This is a genomic window from Paenibacillus lignilyticus (assembly GCF_017942085.1).
GTDB lineage: Bacteria > Bacillota > Bacilli > Paenibacillales > Paenibacillaceae > Paenibacillus_Z > Paenibacillus_Z lignilyticus.
On sequence record NZ_JAGKSP010000002.1, the window covers coordinates 239,510 to 255,838 of the forward strand.

Below are 16,329 nucleotides of genomic sequence, written 5' to 3' on the forward strand. Positions count from 1 at the left end.
ACGTACCCTCCCTATTCCGCTAAGAAAAACTGCATAATTTTATCATTCAAGCCCGGCAATCCTTCATGGCCGAAGTCCGGAAAAATTTCAAGCCGCTTCTTCGAGGTCATCTTATTATAGGCCGCGAACTGCGTGGATGGCGGGCAGATCGTATCCATTAAACCTACGCCCATCAACACTTCGCCTTGAATCCGGTCAGCCAAATGCTGAATGTCTATGTAACCCAGCTGCGTGAAAATCTCATCCTCGCGCTCATGCTGCGGATCGAAATGACGGAAGTACGTACGCAGCTCATGGTAGGCGTCCTTGGCCAGGTCCATTTCCCATACGCGTCTGTAGTCGCTGAGGAACGGGAATACAGGTGCAAGCTTCGCAATTCTCGGCTCGAGCGCCGCACAGGCAATCGTCAAGGCGCCGCCTTGCGAGCCGCCCATTGCGTAGACTCGGCTCGGATCAACTTCAGGCATATTCAGGGCGATACCTGCCAGCTGAGCCGTGTCGAGGAAGATATGGCGAAACAACAACTGATCCGGCTCGTCATCAAGACCACGGATGATGTGACCGTGATGGGTATTGCCTTTAACGCTGCCGCTGTCTTCGGACTTGCCGCCTTGACCGCGGCAATCCATGGCGAACACGGAATAGCCAAGGGATACATAAGCGAGACGCTCCGTCCAATCGCCGGAATGACCGGTGTAACCGTGAAATTGAACCACCGCAGGATGTGGCGCTGCCGCGTTCCGAGGACGCGCATATTGCGCATGAACACGCGCACCTTTGACGCCGGTGAAGTAGAGATCGAAGCATTCCGCCTGCGGCGTTTGGAACGCACTGGGAATAAGCTCGACGGCAGCATCTGTCTGGCGCATTTCCGTTACTGCGCGATCCCAGTATGCATCGAAATCAGCAGGTTTCGGATTGATTCCTGTATACGTTTTCAATTCATGAAGCGGCATATCAATGGCTGGCATGTTCTATCCCCTTTTCAACTTATTCCCTTACATGTTACGTGTTTGAGACTAACCGTGTAAAGAGGGATCTTTCATGCATGATCAAAGGATGGCAGGGCAAAATGAGATCGACCGAGTACTGCATGCTACACAAGTACATTATCGCACGGAGCGGAGGGACTGGGAACATGTTCGGGATGCCTGTAACAAAGCGGGTGTTGGTGCTGCTGCTTGCCTGGACCGCATTATTAAGCTCCTCGTCACATGCTGACGATGCCGGCTCCTCGCCTGCCGACTTGCCGCGGGTCAGCAGCGTCAGTGAAAGCGAACCACAGCCAAAAGCTGAACAGGAAGGAAACGCGATCGGGAGCGGTGCCGATGGCGCCGATGCCAAGCGCGCTGAACCTTCTTTCAACAGCGAACAGAAACGCAAGAAGAAACGCAGCGCCATGTCATGGGTAAAGCTGCAGCAGCAGTTTCCCGGTTCGTTCGTTGTCTGGGGACCGCGAGGGTCACGCAGAGTGGCGCTGACCTTCGATGATGTGCCTGATCCGCGCTATACGCCTCAGGTGCTGGAGATTCTTGCTCGCTATAAAGTAAGAGCCACTTTCTTCGTCGTCGGCAACCGCGCAGCCAAGCACCCCGCTCTTGTACGGCGCATGCGCAAGGAAGGCCATATTATCGGCAATCATTCGTATGATCATGCGGTGTTCTCGCGCATTTCCCGCTATGCTTTCGAGCAGCAAATTTGGCGAACCGATTGGATACTGCGTCCTCTTGCCGGATACAGTCCCAAATTCATTCGACCGCCCTACGGCGAGATTACCCCTCAGCAAGTGGATTGGCTGCGGCGGAGAGGTTACATCGTGGTCAATTGGGATGTGGATTCCGTCGACTGGAAAAGTCTCGACAGCAACAGCATTCTCATCAATATCAAACGAACGCTGCAACCCGGTTCTATCATTTTGCAGCATGCCGGCGGCGGCGAAGGACAGGATTTATCAGGCACGGTCGCTGCGCTGCCAAGGCTTATCCGGATGCTCCACAGCAAAGGGTATCAGATCGTCACACTGCCCGAGCTGCTGAATAAACCAGAGGCTCGCGGTGCACGGACGAGGTAAAAATAAAACGGCAGCCCCACCGGGCTGCCGTTTGCATCGCACTATGCTATTCCAGAACAAATACTTTCACGTATTGGAAGCCGAACATCTTGGCTTGCTCTTGCGATTGCGGTACGAAAATATCGATACGGTCGCCTTTTATGGCACCGCCCATGTCTGCTGCAATGGCCATCATGCCGCCAACCGGAAGTCCGCCATGGTCATAACCCGTAACATAGACCTTGCTGCCCATCGGGATGACGTTCGGGTCAACTGCAATTGTCCCCAGCTTAAGCGGGTTACCGAAGTAGTCCACTGCGCCCCACGAGCCGTTCTCCGAAGCAGCGGCTGTATAAGCACTTGCTTTAGCTTGAACAACTTCCGAATAGTTATAATTGCTGTTGCCGATTGTGATGATTTCTTCTTTTTTGTCCAAGGAGGTCATTTTCATCGACTTCCCTACTGCTGCTTTAGATGCAGCTTTTACGGCTTTCGGTGCGGCTTTCGCTTTCGATTTTGAAGCTGCCTTAGGTGCTGCCTTTGCTTTTGGCGCTGCTTTAGGTGCTGCCTTCTCTTTCGCGGCCTTCTCGATCGGTGCTGCCTTTGCGGTTGCCGCCGTCTTCACAACTTTCGAAGCAGGAATCACGATGCTCAGCCCTGCATAAATGTTGTTTGGATCAATCATCGGATTAGCTTTCAGCATTTGCTGAAGGGAAATACCGAACTGCTTGGAAAGCTCCCAGAACGTGTCGCCGTCTTTCGCGCTGTACGTCGATGCTGCGCTTGCCGAGTGTGTAAAAACAGCAAAGCTCAGCGCTGCAATAATCGCGCTTTTCTTCCATACCTGTTTCATCAAGTTGTATTGCCTCCTTTTGATTTACGGATGTCATCCACATTGCACATGTGTGGATTTATTCCGTCATCGCGATGAAGGACACACAGCTTAACAGCGTGTCAAAAACTTCCTTATCGCATGCGGCCTGCGAGGTTAGTTGTCGGATTCGGATTGAGGAGTTCAACCCTACGCTTCGTGAAATAAGCGATTCACCCCAGCGCCAATTGCGCGTTCAGCACTGCATTCCGGTCAAGCGGAATGTCAGGCCGGAGGGCAGTTATGCCACTCCCTAAAAGATCCCCCGTACGTTAAGTTTCGGCTCGCGTAATAGAATACCATATCCGACAAAGCGAATCCTACCGGTAAATACAGGAACAGCGCTCAAAATTACCATCATTTATACATTTCGCGGAAGAAAGATGCTGACCGTGGTCCCTTTCTGAGGGGTGCTCGTAATATCCATTCGTCCTCGATGACCTTCGATAATTCGATAGCAAATCATAAGTCCAAGCCCCGTTCCGCTGTCTTTCGTAGTAAAGAACGGACCGCCCAGCTTAGGCAGCTGATCATGCGGGATGCCGATCCCTTGGTCGATGATTTCGACGATCAGCTCGCTCTGCTGATGCAGCTTCATATCAATCGTAATTACACCCCCGCTCGGCATGGCCTCGATCGCATTCTTAAGCACATTGACGAATACCTGCTTCAGCTGGTTCTCGTCGCAAAGCAGCTCCGCTGAAGTGGCATCCGCACGCGAGACGATCTGTACGTCGCGCAGAATCGCCTGCGTCTCAAGCAGCGTCAGTACACTTTGAATGATTTTGACCAAATCATGCTTTCGGAACTGATTGGCCTGCGGCTTGGCAAGCGCCATAAATTCCTGCACGATCGAATTGATGCGGTCCAGTTCAACGAGCATAATATCGAAATATTCATGGTACTGGTCGATCTTCGTCTTCAGAAATTTCGAGAAGCCGATCAGCGACGTAAGCGGATTGCGGATTTCGTGTGCGATACCTGCGGCCATTTGACCGGCGACAGACAGCTTCTCCGACTGAATGAGCGCTTCCTCTTCCTTCTTCCGCTCACGCATATCACGGAATACACTTTGCACGACCGTGCCTTTATCCAAGTAATTGCGAATGCGTGTACTGGACACCTCGACATCGATGATCTCGCCGCCTTCTGCAATCAGCTTGCATTCCAGAAACTCATTGGGCTCATCCGTCTGCATAATTGCCTTCACACGTTCGGCGGATCGCTCCCTGTAATCGGGGTGTATGAATCGGAAGCTCATATGACCCGTGGAGAAGTCGCTTTCCGAAATATTCAACAATTTAAGACCGGCATGATTGGCGAACAGAATATCGTTCCCGTCATGTACAAAAATCGGCTCCGGCAAATATTTGATCAATCGTTGGTAATTGTGCATATCAGACCTGGCATCGACATCGTCCATTCCGTCCACACCATGATTGCTTTTACCCAGCTTCCTCTTCACATTCAAAGCAAGCGACTTGTTATAATATACGGCTTTCCGCCTCATGTCTCATACCCTCCGGGTGATGAAGTGTTCATAAGGATTTCGCCTCTAATTCTGACAAACCCTGCACAGTTAGAAAGTTTTAATGTTCCTTCATCCCGCGAATCAGCGTTTGAATGCCTTGCTTAAAAATCGGCATTGTGCGCTTAAGCAGTTCATCCGTCGGTTCTGAATGGTTGCTGTAGGTGCCGATAAAGCCTTGCAGATAGTAAAATAAGATTCGGCCGTTGTTTAATGCTGCCTCTTGTGTCCGTCCCTCTGCCCCTTCAATGACCGCACTATGTAACACCTTCATAATGTGGGCAAACAGTCTGTTGCGAATGACGTTGACTTCAAGTTCCGGCTGAGGATCATCAACACGCACAGAGGCGGACATAAACAAGACCGTTTGCAAGCTGCCGCTCGTCAGGCTGAAGAGAACATATTCGCTGCATACGGCGAGCAATTTAGCCAAGGCCGCCGTGTCCGGTTTCGTAATTTCGTCCAGCAGTTTCTGTTCTAGTGTGAGCAGCGACGGAATCGCAATCTGCTGAAGCAGCTCTTCTTTATTTTTGAAATATAAATAAATGGCGGTATGCGAGCAGCCTGCTGCTTTGGCAATTTCGCGCATCGTTACTGCAGAATACCCCTTCTCCGCAAACAAAGCTGCTGCTGCCGCACGAATGGCGGCTTTCATCTCTTCCGTTAATTGCTGCCTTCTCGTGGTCATAGGAGGGACACCTCATGTGTTAGTTTAATAACCGTTGGTCACAGAATAACCGATGGTTATCGCAACGTCAACGTTAACGAAAAAAGAGCGGCCGATGATCGGCCGCTCTTAGCTATTCGTATTGAATTAGGACGTAAATTCTTGTACCCACTCGCCGTTGTAATAAGCAACGCCGATTTTGTTAAAGTTTTTGCTGAGGATGTTCGCTTTATGACCCGGGCTGTTCATCCATGCCTGCATCACTTCTGCCGGCGTACGCTGGCCCTTCGCGATGTTCTCACCTGCATAGGAGTAAGAAACGCCATAAGCACGCATCATATCAAACGGCGAACCGTAAGTTGGCGAATTATGATCAAAGTAATTGTTCGTATACATATCCTTTGCCTTGTCCAAAGCGACTTTCGTCAAGAGCGTATCGGATTTCAATGTGCCCAGACCTGCATTGGCACGTTCTTTGTTAACGAGTGTAACGACTTGAGCGGCAAACGTGCTCTTATCTGTCGTGCTTGTCCCTGCATTGGTGTTCGACGATCCACTGTTTGACGATCCAGTGTTCGAGGAACCTGTCGTAACCGGAACCTTGATTGTCATGCCCGCCCAAATGATATTCGGGTTCGCAATGTTTGGATTCGCTGCAATCAGCTTGCTCAGGCTAATCCCGTATTTCGTTGCGATTTTGTACATCGTGTCGCTGTTCGTAACCTTATACGAGACGGAACTGTTCACTGTGGCTGCTTCTGCCTTCTGCAGGGCCGCTCCTCCTCCAGCCACGATCAAACCGGCTGCGAGTACGCTAGCTACACCTATACGAAATGGTTGCATCTTCATGAATATTTCCTCCTTGTTATGGTTATCGTGTGTGCCGACCTTTCGACGCCACCCATGTTAACACGGGGAAATAGCAAAATACACCTCATAAAATATGGAAACCGATCGTATGGATGCTAAAAATCATCGAAAACAAAGTCCAATTTATCCGCCTTTTTCAGGTTGCAGGTCGCACATGCGCAGACGCAGTTTGCAGGAGAAGAAAGTCCTCCCTTTGACTTCGGCAGCACATGGTCAATCGTGTCGCCGTAACGGCCGCAGTACTTGCAAATATAGTCGTCGCGCTGCAGCACCAGCAGCCGGAAATCCGTCTTCGTATAGAGCTTGTGAATCAAGCCCGGATTGATAATGCCGGCGGCGCCTTCCTCCACCATCCGCACGGCCATCTCCGTCGGAATATCGGTTGACCAACGCTTCCCGGTTTCACGGTGACCACGCAGCCGAATATGTCCGCGGCCACGATCATTAAGGAGCGACGTCTTGTATGTAAAAGCACCCTTAATCGGCATGATGTTCCGATTCGGCGGACGCACCGCAACCTGTTCAACCCCGCTGATTTCCGCTTTTAAGCTTTTGATCTTCGCTGCTTTGGATCGTTTGTGACGGCGTTTGCGCTTGCGCTTTGTTGCAGGTGCCGGTACTGCTTCGTCCGAAGCGGCAGGGGCCGCTTGCGTTTGCACACTTGTCGAGTCATCGTGCGCGCGATCACGGTCAGCGTCGTTAGTTGCCGGCGATACAGAGGCTGCCTGTCCCTCTTGGGCTGCGGCAGTCTGCTTGGACACCGCATTTCGCTTCTTGCGGCGGCGCTTCCGCTTCCGTACCGGCTTGGCAGGAGCATCCTCTTCAGCAGCTACATATTGATCTGCTTCATCATCCTCATCGACATGCTCATCCTCATGGTCGAATTCCGGAAAATGAACAATCTCTACCGTGTTTTCAAAAGCCGCATCGCCCGGTGCAGCCTGCCGCTTCCTCTTGCGCAGACAAGTTCGGCAAATCCCGCGCCTGCCGCTGCTTCCCGCACGCTTGGTGAACGCTGTAAGCGGCTTCTCTATTTTGCATGCCGTGCATGGCTTCATATCCATTGCAATCACTTCCGCTCCGTTTCCTTATCAGGTCGTCGTTAAGCCGTGCAGCTTACGAAACTGCTCCGGTGTAATCCCTTCCGCTTTTCCGAATGCGGCAATGAAATGGCTGGGATCGCGATAGCCGGATAATTGCGCAATCTCTTTAATCGACCTCTTGTCGCCGAGGCTCATCATTTCCTTGGACTTAATCATTCGCAGCCGAATTAAATAGGCATAGGCCGTAATGCCGAACGCCTGCCGGAATAGTGAATTTAAATAGCGGGAACTGATTCCGAGCTGCTCCGCCATATCGGTAAGGCTAATATCGGGATCCCCGTAATGATAATCCAGCCAGTGCAGGAGCGGGTCCAGCTTCTCCAAATGCTGAAATACGGAGGAGCGTCCGCCTTTCTGCCCATAGATCTTAATCATGGTAAGAAAGCGGTACAGCTGCGCAGACGCATTCAAACCTGTCCTGTCCTCATCATGCTGCGCCTGTTCGATCATGCTCTCCAGCTGCGAAGTGATCGGCGCGTCTTCATTCCAATTCAGCCATTCCGTTTGGCGGATGCCCAGGGAGGCCAGCATGGATGCCGCCAGCACACCGCCGAACGTCACATACATGGTCGACCACTTCTTGCCCTGCTTCGCCGCATAGAAATGAGGAACGTCCGGGAATAAGAGGGAACCGTTGCCGGGCGGAAGCGAATACTTGATTCCGTTCAGCTCGAACTCGCCTTCGCCCTCTATCGTTTGCAGCCAGTGGAAGCACGGATAGCCCTTCGTCCGGTCCACGGCTTCTTGGTCCGGATTGATTCCAATACTATCTACATAAAGCGGCAGCTCGTACTCACCCAGCGTGAACATGTATCGGCTGCGCTGCTGACCGTCAATGAACCCTTTATTCCGCTCGATGGTTTGTTCCATATTATCATATCCTGCCTATTCTTTTTTATATATCTCTAATCCGCATCTTACCATAAAATAAAGCTGTTATCATTCACTTCACTGGAGGAATTTGCGAATATGGATACTTCGAAACTGCCCAAAATGTTATATGGCGGCGATTATAATCCCGAACAGTGGGATTCCAGCATCTGGCCGGAGGATATGCGCATGCTGGAGCTTGCCGGCATGAACATCGCTACCGTAAATGTTTTCTCATGGGCGATGCTCCAGCCAAGCGAAGATACGTATGATTTTGACACCCTTGACCGTATTATGGACATGCTCCAAGCGAACGGCATATATGCTTGCTTGGCAACGAGCACCGGCGCACATCCGGCTTGGATGGCTAAGCGCTATCCCGAAATTCTGCGTACCGATTTCGAAGGACGGAAACATAAATTTGGCGGCCGCCACAACTCCTGCCCGAACAGTGAGGTTTACCGGACCTACTCCACCCGGCTTGCCGCGAAGCTTGCCGAACGTTATCAGCATCATCCTGCCGTGCTGCTCTGGCATGTGTCCAATGAATATGGCGGCGAATGTTACTGCGATCAATGCGAAATCGCATTCCGCGGCTGGCTGCAGAAGAAATACGGCACGTTGGACAAACTAAACGAACAATGGAATACCCGTTTCTGGGGACATACTTTCTATGAGTGGGACGAAATCGTGCTGCCAAGCGCGCTTTCTGAGCAATGGTCGTATGACAAAACCTGTTTCCAAGGCATCTCGCTCGACTTTAGCCGTTTCAATTCGGATAGCATGCTCGAGTGCTACAAGCTGGAATATGACGCGATTAAGGCATACACCCCTCATATTCCCGTTACAACGAACTTAATGGGAACCTATAAACAAATTGATTATTTCAAATGGGCCAAGCACATGGACATCATTGCCTGGGATAACTACCCGTCCATGAATACCCCGTCCAGTTACGTTGCGATGACGCATGATCTGATGCGCGGGCTGAAAGGCGGAGCACCGTTTCTGCTGATGGAGCAAACGCCGAGCCAGCAGAACTGGCAAGCGTATAACACGCTCAAACGTCCCGGAATTATGCGCCTCTGGAGCTATCAAGCCGTTGCGCACGGATCCGACAGCGTCATGTTCTTCCAGCTGCGCCGCTCTGTCGGTGCTTGCGAGAAGTATCACGGTGCACTGATTGAGCATGTCGGACATGAGCATACCCGTGTATTCCGCGAATGCGCGCAGCTCGGAGCTGAGCTGTCCGCTATGGGCACGAAGCTGCTTGGATCCAGGCTGCCGAGCCGCATCGCCATTATGTTCGACTGGGAGAATCGCTGGGCCATTGAATATTCGAGCGGCCCGACCGTTGATTTGAAATACGTGGATGAAATTCATAAATACTACCGCGCGTTCTATGAAGGCGGGTATCAAGTGGACATCGTATCCTTCGAGGACGATCTATCCGCTTATGACATCGTTGTCGCTCCGGTTATGTATATGGTCAAGCCGGGCATGGCTGCTCGAATCGAAGCTTTTGTCAGCGGCGGCGGGACGTTCGTGACGACATTCTTCAGTGGCATCGTCAATGAGAACGATATTGTCACGTTGGGCGGCTATCCGGGAGAACTACGCCAGCTTCTAGGCATTTGGGCTGAAGAAATCGATGCTTTGCTTCCGAGCAGCACCAATTCCATGATCTTGAAAGATACACTCGGTTCGATGCATGGCACGTACCGCTGCAATTTGCTTTGCGATCTCATCCACAGCGAAGGCGCGGATGTAATCGCCGAATATGGCGAAGATTTCTATGCCGGGATGCCTGTGATTACCCGGAATAAGTTCGGCAGCGGAGAAGCTTGGTATGTCGCGTCCAGTCCGGATGAACCATTCCTGCAAGGTTTCGCTGATGTATTATGTAAGCAGCATGGTATTGCTCCATTGCCGGGCAAACAGTCCGGCGTTGAAGTAACACGCAGAGTAATCGATAGTCGGGCTTATCTATTCGTCTTGAACCATAATGCGGATGCCGTCACAATCGAGCTTGGAACGGAGTCAGGCACCGACCTCATTACCGGGAACACATACGCTGGGCAAGCTGTCATTAATGGCCGCGATGTCCTCATCCTTGAGCAAATTGCTTGATATTGCCTTGCTCTCGGGTCGAATAGCTCCTTTCCCCGCTGAACATATTAGTTGGTGTGAAAGGAGCTGGTTACTCAAATGAAAAGATTTTTCGGTACATTATTCGGAATTGTATTAGCTTTTGGTCTTGGCGCTCTTATCTACAACGGAGTATCGGATCGCAACGTTACGCCAAACAACACCTACCACTCCGCAAGCAGAACGGACCTTAATCATCAGCGTCTGAGCATCAAATCCAATGATGATCTTCTGCCGCTGAACACAGGTCATAGAATGCTGCGGGCGAATCAGCCTGGCACGTTGAGAGCCCAGAACACGCAGTTTGGCAATATTCCGTGGTATCAGCTGTATTACGGCGGTACTTGGAATCCGGGCGGCGGCGGCGCGGCGAATCCGGGCACCGGCTATCCGAACGTTACCTATCCGGGCGGCAACAAGGGATCAGGCAACACCGGAAATACTGGTAACACCGGTAATACCGGAAACGCAGGGAACACTGGTAATGCCGGCGGTTCTAATTCAGCGGACAGTTCATCCATCTCGCAGCAAATCCTGCAGCTGGTCAATGCAGAACGGTCGAAGGCCGGCTTGCAGCCGCTGTCGCTGAATGCATCCTTGTCCAAGGTCGCACAAGCCAAATCCAATGATATGCGCGACAAAGGGTATTTTGACCACAACTCACCAACCTACGGCAGTCCGTTCGATATGATGAAACAATTCGGCATCAACTACTCCTATGCCGGGGAGAACATTGCAGCAGGTCAGCAAGGTGTTCAAGCCGTAATGACCGCTTGGATGAACAGCCCGGGTCATCGCGCTAACATCCTCAGTGCTAACTTCACCCAACTGGGCGTCGGTTATGCTCCCGGCGGCAGCATGAGTCCATATTGGACGCAGCAGTTTATCAAACCTTGATCACTTGTTAACAGAAAGCTGTCCCAAAGTCTGTCATACGACACTTTGAGACAGCTTTTCTTTTATTGGAGGAGAATGAAATTTGGTACGAACTCACGATTCAAAAACGAAAAACGAAGTTAGTTTGAGGTTACTCTGCGGCGTTGGTGGGTTATGGTGATGATGATGGTGGTGGTGGTTTTATGATGAGCTGAAATTCTAACGAATCGTACAGGTCTTATTAAGCACTAGAACGCTCCTTCCTGCTCCATTTTCTATAAATAAGGACCTCACGATTCGTTAGAATAAAATCTCGACGCGTATCTGGACGGGAAAAGGCGAGTTGAGGGCTCGCTAGGAGTTTCGTTTGCTGCGATAATGCCCCGGCGCATCCCCGACTTCTTTCTTGAACGCTTTCGTAAAATGGTGCACATCGGCAAAACCGCAGTAAGCGGCAATCTCTTCTATTGTATTGTCCGATCCGGTCAACAGCTCTTGCGCATGGTGAATGCGCAGCTGGAGCAAGTATCGATGCGGCGAAACGCCAAGCTGCTCCTTGAACTTTGCGCTGAAACGCGATGGCGACAGGCTCGCTCTCGCCGCCATTTCGCTGACCGTGAGCGGCTCCGCCAAATTCAAGGATAGGAAGGATGTTATCCAATTCATCCGCTGCGGCGCTGCTTTCTCCGTTTGTTTCAGATCCGTATGATCCTCCAGAATGGTAAGGATCACTTCCGTCCCTAACGATTGCGCCCGAAGCTGCATCAGCGGATCGCGATGCTGCCAGCATTCCACCATGGCGAGAAACTTGTCCCGCAGCGCGATCGGATGTTTCGGCCGCAGTCTAACCGGGATTGTAACGCCATGAAAGTCGTTCAGCCTCGGCTGAATGAGATGGCTGTACGGCTCCAAATCGATTTGACCGCTGCGCGTCGGAAATCGCTCTTCCCTAAATGAATCGTAGAAGAAGTCCATATGGGCAAAAGGCGTAATCGTATTCGTTTTCCCTTCCAGCACATTCAAGCTCTTCGGTTGGATCAGACAAAAATCGCCTCGTCGAAACTCATAGGGGATTCCGTCTACTTGAAACACGCACTCCCCTTCTTGAAAATAAACGAGCAAATAATCAAGCAATCTCCGTTCCGCGGATAACCACGGCTTTCGAACGGCATAATCGCTCTCTCGGATATAGGGAACAATCGGCTGTTTCTCCATCATTTCAGATAGGTACATGGGTACAAGCTCCTTGGCCGCAAGCGGGTATGATTTGCTTTTATTATATACGAGTCGCAGTTGTTTTTGACAAAATAATTGAGAGATCGAAACAAAGTCAGAGGCAAGAACCTTGCTTTATAATAGAAGCATCTTAGCAGTACTAAGGAGATTAGATGATATGAGCGCAACCAATCCATCCAACCTCGCTGAGCTTCCTCAGCTTGACAGCGATTATACGTTGACAGCAGAACAAACCGCTTCCTATCAGAAGAACGGGCATATCCTTCTGAAGGGCATTGTAACGCCGGAAGAAATGAGCTTCTACGAGCCGCTTATCGAACAAACCGTGCGTCAGCATAATTACAATACGAAACCGGTAGAAGAACGCGATACGTACGGCAAAGCATTCATTCAAATTTGCAACCTATGGCAAATGAATGAAGGCATTGAACGTTTCGTCCTGGCACGCCGTTTCGCCAAAATCGCGGCCGAGCTTATGGGCGTCGATGGCGTTCGGATCTATCACGATCAAGCGTTGTTCAAAGAACCGGGCGGCGGTCATACGCCATGGCATCAAGACCAAGTCTATTGGCCGCTCGAAACGCCGAACACCATTACGCTCTGGATGCCGCTTGTCCCGATTTCCGAAGAAGTCGGCTCGATGACGTTCGTAGACGGATCGCATACATCCGGCTACATGAGCCGCCAATTCATCTCCGATGAATCGCATAAGACGCTCGGTTCTTACATTGAAGGCAAAGGCCTTTCGAAAACAAACTACGGCGCGATGTCCGCTGGCGATGCGACCTTCCATGCCGGCTGGACGCTGCATTCCGCACCGGGCAATCCAACAGGTACGATGCGCGAAGTCATGACAATCATCTATGTCGCAGACGGCGTTAATACGATGGCAAATCCGGACAGCAGTGCACGCGAATCCGATTTGAAGACGTGGTTCCCGGGCGTTAAAGCAGGCGAGCCTGCAGTTTCCCCCCTCAATCCTCTCGTGTATAAGAAGTAATTGAAAAGGCTAGCCCTCATGCATCGTTGCGATGCCGGGGCTAGCCTTTTATGATGAGTACGTTTAGAAATCGATGCGTACGGCCGTAAGTGAATAAGGCGCTACTTCCACATTCAGCCGATCGCCCGCAAGCGCAACGGAATGATCGCCCGGAATCAGGTTCTCGTTCACGTCGACCGCGTAAGCTCTTACAGCGCCTTGGAAGAGCTTAAACGAAGCCGTCGTACGCTTGCCATCCGCTTCGTACAACCGAATAATCCAGCTCGCCCCGCTATTTCCTTCCGGGACCTTAATCGCCGATACGGCAACCGTATCATCCAATTGCTCGATATACCCCGCATCAGCAGGCTTTGACCCTGACCGCTTCGTGCCTGACAGGACATTCATCGGGTGATTCAGCCGGTATGCCTGTTCAATGACGTCGCGGCTCGACGCCGTTGCTTCCGCCAAACAAACGGACAGCTTGATCCGATGGTGATTGCCAAGCTCCGGATAAGGATCGGGTTCATACGAACCGCGAATGAGCGAGACGGACATCGAATTATCCGTTCCACGGAAACCGTACTTGTTGCCGGTCACGATGAACAAGGATGGCTTATTGTCATGATCAGCGCGCAATGCCTGCACAAAGCTGTTGCCCGGTAATTCGATATCCCTGTCTTCACGGACAATCGTCCCGAACGGAACATCATATTTATAGGTTTCGCTCGTATAGCCAACCGGAAAATAAAACTGCAGCTGCGGAATACCAACCTCTCTGCTGCCCGCTTCCTGCCAGTCGCATTCTACATGGTAATCGAGGCTTCTGCTCCCTGCATCCAGTGAAACCGTGACGTGAAGCGATGAAGAAGTTTTGAACTTCATCCCATAGCTGATCGTTTGCCGCAGATCGCCGGAGACCGTCTTCTTCAAGATAACCCGCTCATGAAGGCTGTCGATTTGCATAAATCGCCCGACCCACCAGGCCGCCATCCCTTTGCTCGGATCCTCCTGAATAAGTCGGAATAACCCTGCCGGTCTGGCCGGATCAATCAGTTCCTCACCGGTTCGCTTGTCGGTCAAGGAGATGACAGACGCATCTCTCGGATCAAAAACAGCCCGCACAAATTCATTTTCGAGCGAGTAATCCTCATCCCGGTCAACCCGCGGATCACCAATGACGATTTGCGAGGAGTATCCGTCTCCTTCGGAAACAATCAGGGTACCGTAGCCGCAAGCCGGCACCTTCACTTGCGCAAGCAATCGCAAGTAATCATGCGACCAATAGGCATTTCGACCGCTATCCAGCACCTGGCTTGGCACGATCTCGCCTGCAGCCGTCTTCACGACAATCGACTTCATCGGGCTCTTCCAATCCCAGAGCAGAATCTCGACCGTTTCCTCCCTCGTTTGAAGGGAAGAATTAAAGATATGAACGATCCGATTGCTTCCGGCTCCTCGTTCTACCTGCGTAATCTTGAAATCGCGAGTCCCAAAGCCGACACCCGCACCTTGCGCCGTATTTGCAGCTGTATGGCCGATTTCAATCTCCGATGTATCGATATCGGACGCGATGCGTTCAAGCGCGAGCTTTCGGTTCGTTCCGGCAATCGCCATCGTATTCTGAAACAACCCCAGCGCGTGCTCGCGTGTTTCGATAACGCCGGAGCCCGGCAGAATATCATGGAACTGATTAAACATGACACCGCGCCACGCTTCCTCGTAAGATGCTCCCGGGTAAACGGCTCCATGTGCTGCTGCGGCTACCGAACTGAACATTTCTGCTTCGTTAAGCGTTGCTTCCGAGACTCGATTCGCGTTTTTAATGCGCGTCTGGGACGTGTAACAACCTGTGAAGACGACATTCAGCTCGCCTTTCACTACCGGCAGCCGATCCTTGATCCGCTCCGCTTCTTTGAAATAATCCGCATAACCGCCGAAACGTATCGTTGGGCAAATCGGCCATTCCTGCATCGCCCGCAGACGGTTCAAGTCACGTCTGGTCGGCCCGCCGCCATGATCTCCTACTCCATATACATACAGGTAACAGTTCAAGCCGGTTTTCCGACAGATGTCCGGTACATAAGACGTGAAAACAGGACGTACAAAATCGTTGTACCAGGTCAGCTCACGGTAGACGATGACCGACTTACCTGACGGGCCTTCCCAGCGGGTAAGCGGATCTCCTTCAGCGCCCCGGCAATGGTAGTAATAGTTCACGCCGCCATTCGATAATATTTCCGGCACCTGCAAGCTATGTCCGAACGTATCGGGCTCGAAATCCAAATTTAAGCTGTCAGGCTCAATAGCAAACAATTGGCTAAGATAGCGTTTCGTGTAAAGAATATGCCTTGCCAGGCTCTCGCCGCTTGGCATGTTCTTGTCCGCTTCCACCCAGTGCGAGGCTGTAATTTCCCAGCGCCCTTCGGTTACTCGCTGTTTAATCTCCTCCAGCATTGCAGGTGCATACTGCTCAATAATGCGATAAATCGATGCCTGCGATTGGGAAAACGTAAACTCCGGATACTCCTCCATCAGATTGAGCATCGTACGGAACGTATCAATCGTGACGGAAACCGTCTCATCCCAACCCCACATCCAGTTCATATCGATATGCGCATGGGATACTGCAATAACGTCGTAACTCTTCGCATCCGCAGCCAAGCTTTCCAGCATGCGCTCTGCCTCAAGCGCTGCTTGCTTTACGATGGCTCCATCCTCCGCGATGCGCTGTTCTATGTAATCAAGCGTAGTTGCGATCACCGCATCATACTTTTGTCCATTCACCTTCGACAGCTCCTGAGCGAATACCAGCTGCGAGAGAATGCGATCATTCCATTCATTGCGTCCGCTAAATTCGAGATCATCCCAATAAGATTGCGGTTCAGGTCCGATAAGTCGTCTAATTCTCGTTTCGTTCATATTCAATTCCTTTCCTCTCTGAATCGGATTTGAAGAAAATCAGCACAAACGGCACAAGCTTAGCATAGCGTTCCAAGTCCATGCCCACAATAAGGAATTTTTAAATTATGATGAGGTAATCTTAGCGTGTCAGAACGAAAAAATGACCCGCAAGCAGTCACTTTGAATGTTCAAGTGTGCTGCCTGCGGGTCATCGTAGTTGTGTAAGA

Annotated in this window: 13 protein-coding genes and 1 riboswitch; of the genes, 4 read left to right on the forward strand and 9 right to left on the reverse strand. The window is 51.3% G+C overall.

Features of this window, described 5'->3' with window-relative positions:
• Positions 1-11: 11 nt before the first annotated feature.
• Positions 12-971: an alpha/beta fold hydrolase gene (locus I8J30_RS06270; RefSeq protein WP_210656429.1), complete on the reverse strand. Its 960-nt coding sequence runs from the start codon at positions 969-971 to the stop codon at positions 12-14.
• Positions 972-1,138: 167 nt separating this feature from the next.
• On the opposite strand from I8J30_RS06270, the gene I8J30_RS06275 reads away from it, so the two are divergent.
• Positions 1,139-2,071: a polysaccharide deacetylase family protein gene (locus I8J30_RS06275; RefSeq protein ID WP_240547883.1), complete on the forward strand. Its 933-nt coding sequence runs from the start codon at positions 1,139-1,141 to the stop codon at positions 2,069-2,071.
• A 46-nt stretch (positions 2,072-2,117) separates the two neighbouring features.
• Here I8J30_RS06275 and I8J30_RS06280 read toward each other — a convergent pair whose 3' ends face one another.
• From I8J30_RS06280 to I8J30_RS06305, 6 genes are all read right to left on the reverse strand, one after another.
• Positions 2,118-2,903, reverse strand: coding sequence for a 3D domain-containing protein (locus I8J30_RS06280; RefSeq protein ID WP_210656431.1), 786 nt, complete (start codon positions 2,901-2,903; stop codon positions 2,118-2,120).
• Between the two features lie 108 nt (positions 2,904-3,011).
• A riboswitch (cyclic di-AMP (ydaO/yuaA leader) is annotated at positions 3,012-3,216 on the reverse strand.
• A 66-nt stretch (positions 3,217-3,282) separates the two neighbouring features.
• Positions 3,283-4,431: an ATP-binding protein gene (locus I8J30_RS06285; RefSeq protein WP_210656432.1), complete on the reverse strand. Its 1,149-nt coding sequence runs from the start codon at positions 4,429-4,431 to the stop codon at positions 3,283-3,285.
• Between the two features lie 79 nt (positions 4,432-4,510).
• The gene (locus tag I8J30_RS06290) at positions 4,511-5,137 is read right to left on the reverse strand and encodes a TetR/AcrR family transcriptional regulator (RefSeq protein ID WP_210656434.1); all 627 of its coding nucleotides are present in this window, start codon (positions 5,135-5,137) and stop codon (positions 4,511-4,513) included.
• A 126-nt stretch (positions 5,138-5,263) separates the two neighbouring features.
• Complete coding sequence (locus tag I8J30_RS06295; protein ID WP_210656436.1) at positions 5,264-5,965, reverse strand: CAP domain-containing protein; 702 nt, start codon at positions 5,963-5,965, stop codon at positions 5,264-5,266.
• A 116-nt stretch (positions 5,966-6,081) separates the two neighbouring features.
• The gene (locus I8J30_RS32860; RefSeq protein ID WP_240547884.1) at positions 6,082-7,050 is read right to left on the reverse strand and encodes an HNH endonuclease; all 969 of its coding nucleotides are present in this window, start codon (positions 7,048-7,050) and stop codon (positions 6,082-6,084) included.
• A 27-nt stretch (positions 7,051-7,077) separates the two neighbouring features.
• On the reverse strand, positions 7,078-7,959 hold the full coding sequence (locus I8J30_RS06305) for an AraC family transcriptional regulator (protein ID WP_210656439.1): 882 nt from the start codon (positions 7,957-7,959) through the stop codon (positions 7,078-7,080).
• A gap of 99 nt (positions 7,960-8,058) precedes the next feature.
• On the opposite strand from I8J30_RS06305, the gene I8J30_RS06310 reads away from it, so the two are divergent.
• Together I8J30_RS06310 and I8J30_RS06315 are read left to right on the forward strand one after the other, a co-directional pair.
• Entirely contained in the window at positions 8,059-10,089 is a 2,031-nt protein-coding gene (locus I8J30_RS06310) for a beta-galactosidase (RefSeq protein ID WP_210656441.1), read from the forward strand.
• 78 nt (positions 10,090-10,167) lie between these two features.
• Positions 10,168-11,004, forward strand: a complete 837-nt coding sequence (locus I8J30_RS06315; RefSeq protein WP_240547885.1) for a CAP domain-containing protein — start codon at positions 10,168-10,170, stop codon at positions 11,002-11,004.
• A 333-nt stretch (positions 11,005-11,337) separates the two neighbouring features.
• On the opposite strand, the gene I8J30_RS06320 is transcribed toward I8J30_RS06315, so the two are convergent.
• On the reverse strand, positions 11,338-12,216 hold the full coding sequence (locus tag I8J30_RS06320; protein ID WP_240547886.1) for an AraC family transcriptional regulator: 879 nt from the start codon (positions 12,214-12,216) through the stop codon (positions 11,338-11,340).
• 160 nt (positions 12,217-12,376) lie between these two features.
• On the opposite strand from I8J30_RS06320, the gene I8J30_RS06325 reads away from it, so the two are divergent.
• Positions 12,377-13,219, forward strand: coding sequence for a phytanoyl-CoA dioxygenase family protein (locus I8J30_RS06325; protein WP_210656443.1), 843 nt, complete (start codon positions 12,377-12,379; stop codon positions 13,217-13,219).
• Positions 13,220-13,282: 63 nt separating this feature from the next.
• Here the strand turns inward: I8J30_RS06325 and I8J30_RS06330 are convergent, their stop codons facing one another.
• On the reverse strand, positions 13,283-16,120 hold the full coding sequence (locus tag I8J30_RS06330) for an alpha-mannosidase (RefSeq protein WP_210656445.1): 2,838 nt from the start codon (positions 16,118-16,120) through the stop codon (positions 13,283-13,285).
• Positions 16,121-16,329: the final 209 nt, after the last annotated feature.

Excerpts from the sequence above, each read along its gene's own strand:
- I8J30_RS06270 (WP_210656429.1), bottom strand. The coding sequence starts at position 971 with ATGCCAGCCATTGATATGCCGCTTCATGAATTGAAAACGTATACAGGA.
- I8J30_RS06275 (WP_240547883.1), top strand. The coding sequence starts at position 1,139 with ATGTTCGGGATGCCTGTAACAAAGCGGGTGTTGGTGCTGCTGCTTGCC.
- I8J30_RS06280 (WP_210656431.1), bottom strand. The coding sequence starts at position 2,903 with ATGAAACAGGTATGGAAGAAAAGCGCGATTATTGCAGCGCTGAGCTTT.
- I8J30_RS06285 (WP_210656432.1), bottom strand. The coding sequence starts at position 4,431 with ATGAGGCGGAAAGCCGTATATTATAACAAGTCGCTTGCTTTGAATGTG.
- I8J30_RS06290 (WP_210656434.1), bottom strand. The coding sequence starts at position 5,137 with ATGACCACGAGAAGGCAGCAATTAACGGAAGAGATGAAAGCCGCCATT.
- I8J30_RS06295 (WP_210656436.1), bottom strand. The coding sequence starts at position 5,965 with ATGAAGATGCAACCATTTCGTATAGGTGTAGCTAGCGTACTCGCAGCC.
- I8J30_RS32860 (WP_240547884.1), bottom strand. The coding sequence starts at position 7,050 with ATGGATATGAAGCCATGCACGGCATGCAAAATAGAGAAGCCGCTTACA.
- I8J30_RS06305 (WP_210656439.1), bottom strand. The coding sequence starts at position 7,959 with ATGGAACAAACCATCGAGCGGAATAAAGGGTTCATTGACGGTCAGCAG.
- I8J30_RS06310 (WP_210656441.1), top strand. The coding sequence starts at position 8,059 with ATGGATACTTCGAAACTGCCCAAAATGTTATATGGCGGCGATTATAAT.
- I8J30_RS06315 (WP_240547885.1), top strand. The coding sequence starts at position 10,168 with ATGAAAAGATTTTTCGGTACATTATTCGGAATTGTATTAGCTTTTGGT.
- I8J30_RS06320 (WP_240547886.1), bottom strand. The coding sequence starts at position 12,216 with ATGTACCTATCTGAAATGATGGAGAAACAGCCGATTGTTCCCTATATC.
- I8J30_RS06325 (WP_210656443.1), top strand. The coding sequence starts at position 12,377 with ATGAGCGCAACCAATCCATCCAACCTCGCTGAGCTTCCTCAGCTTGAC.
- I8J30_RS06330 (WP_210656445.1), bottom strand. The coding sequence starts at position 16,120 with ATGAACGAAACGAGAATTAGACGACTTATCGGACCTGAACCGCAATCT.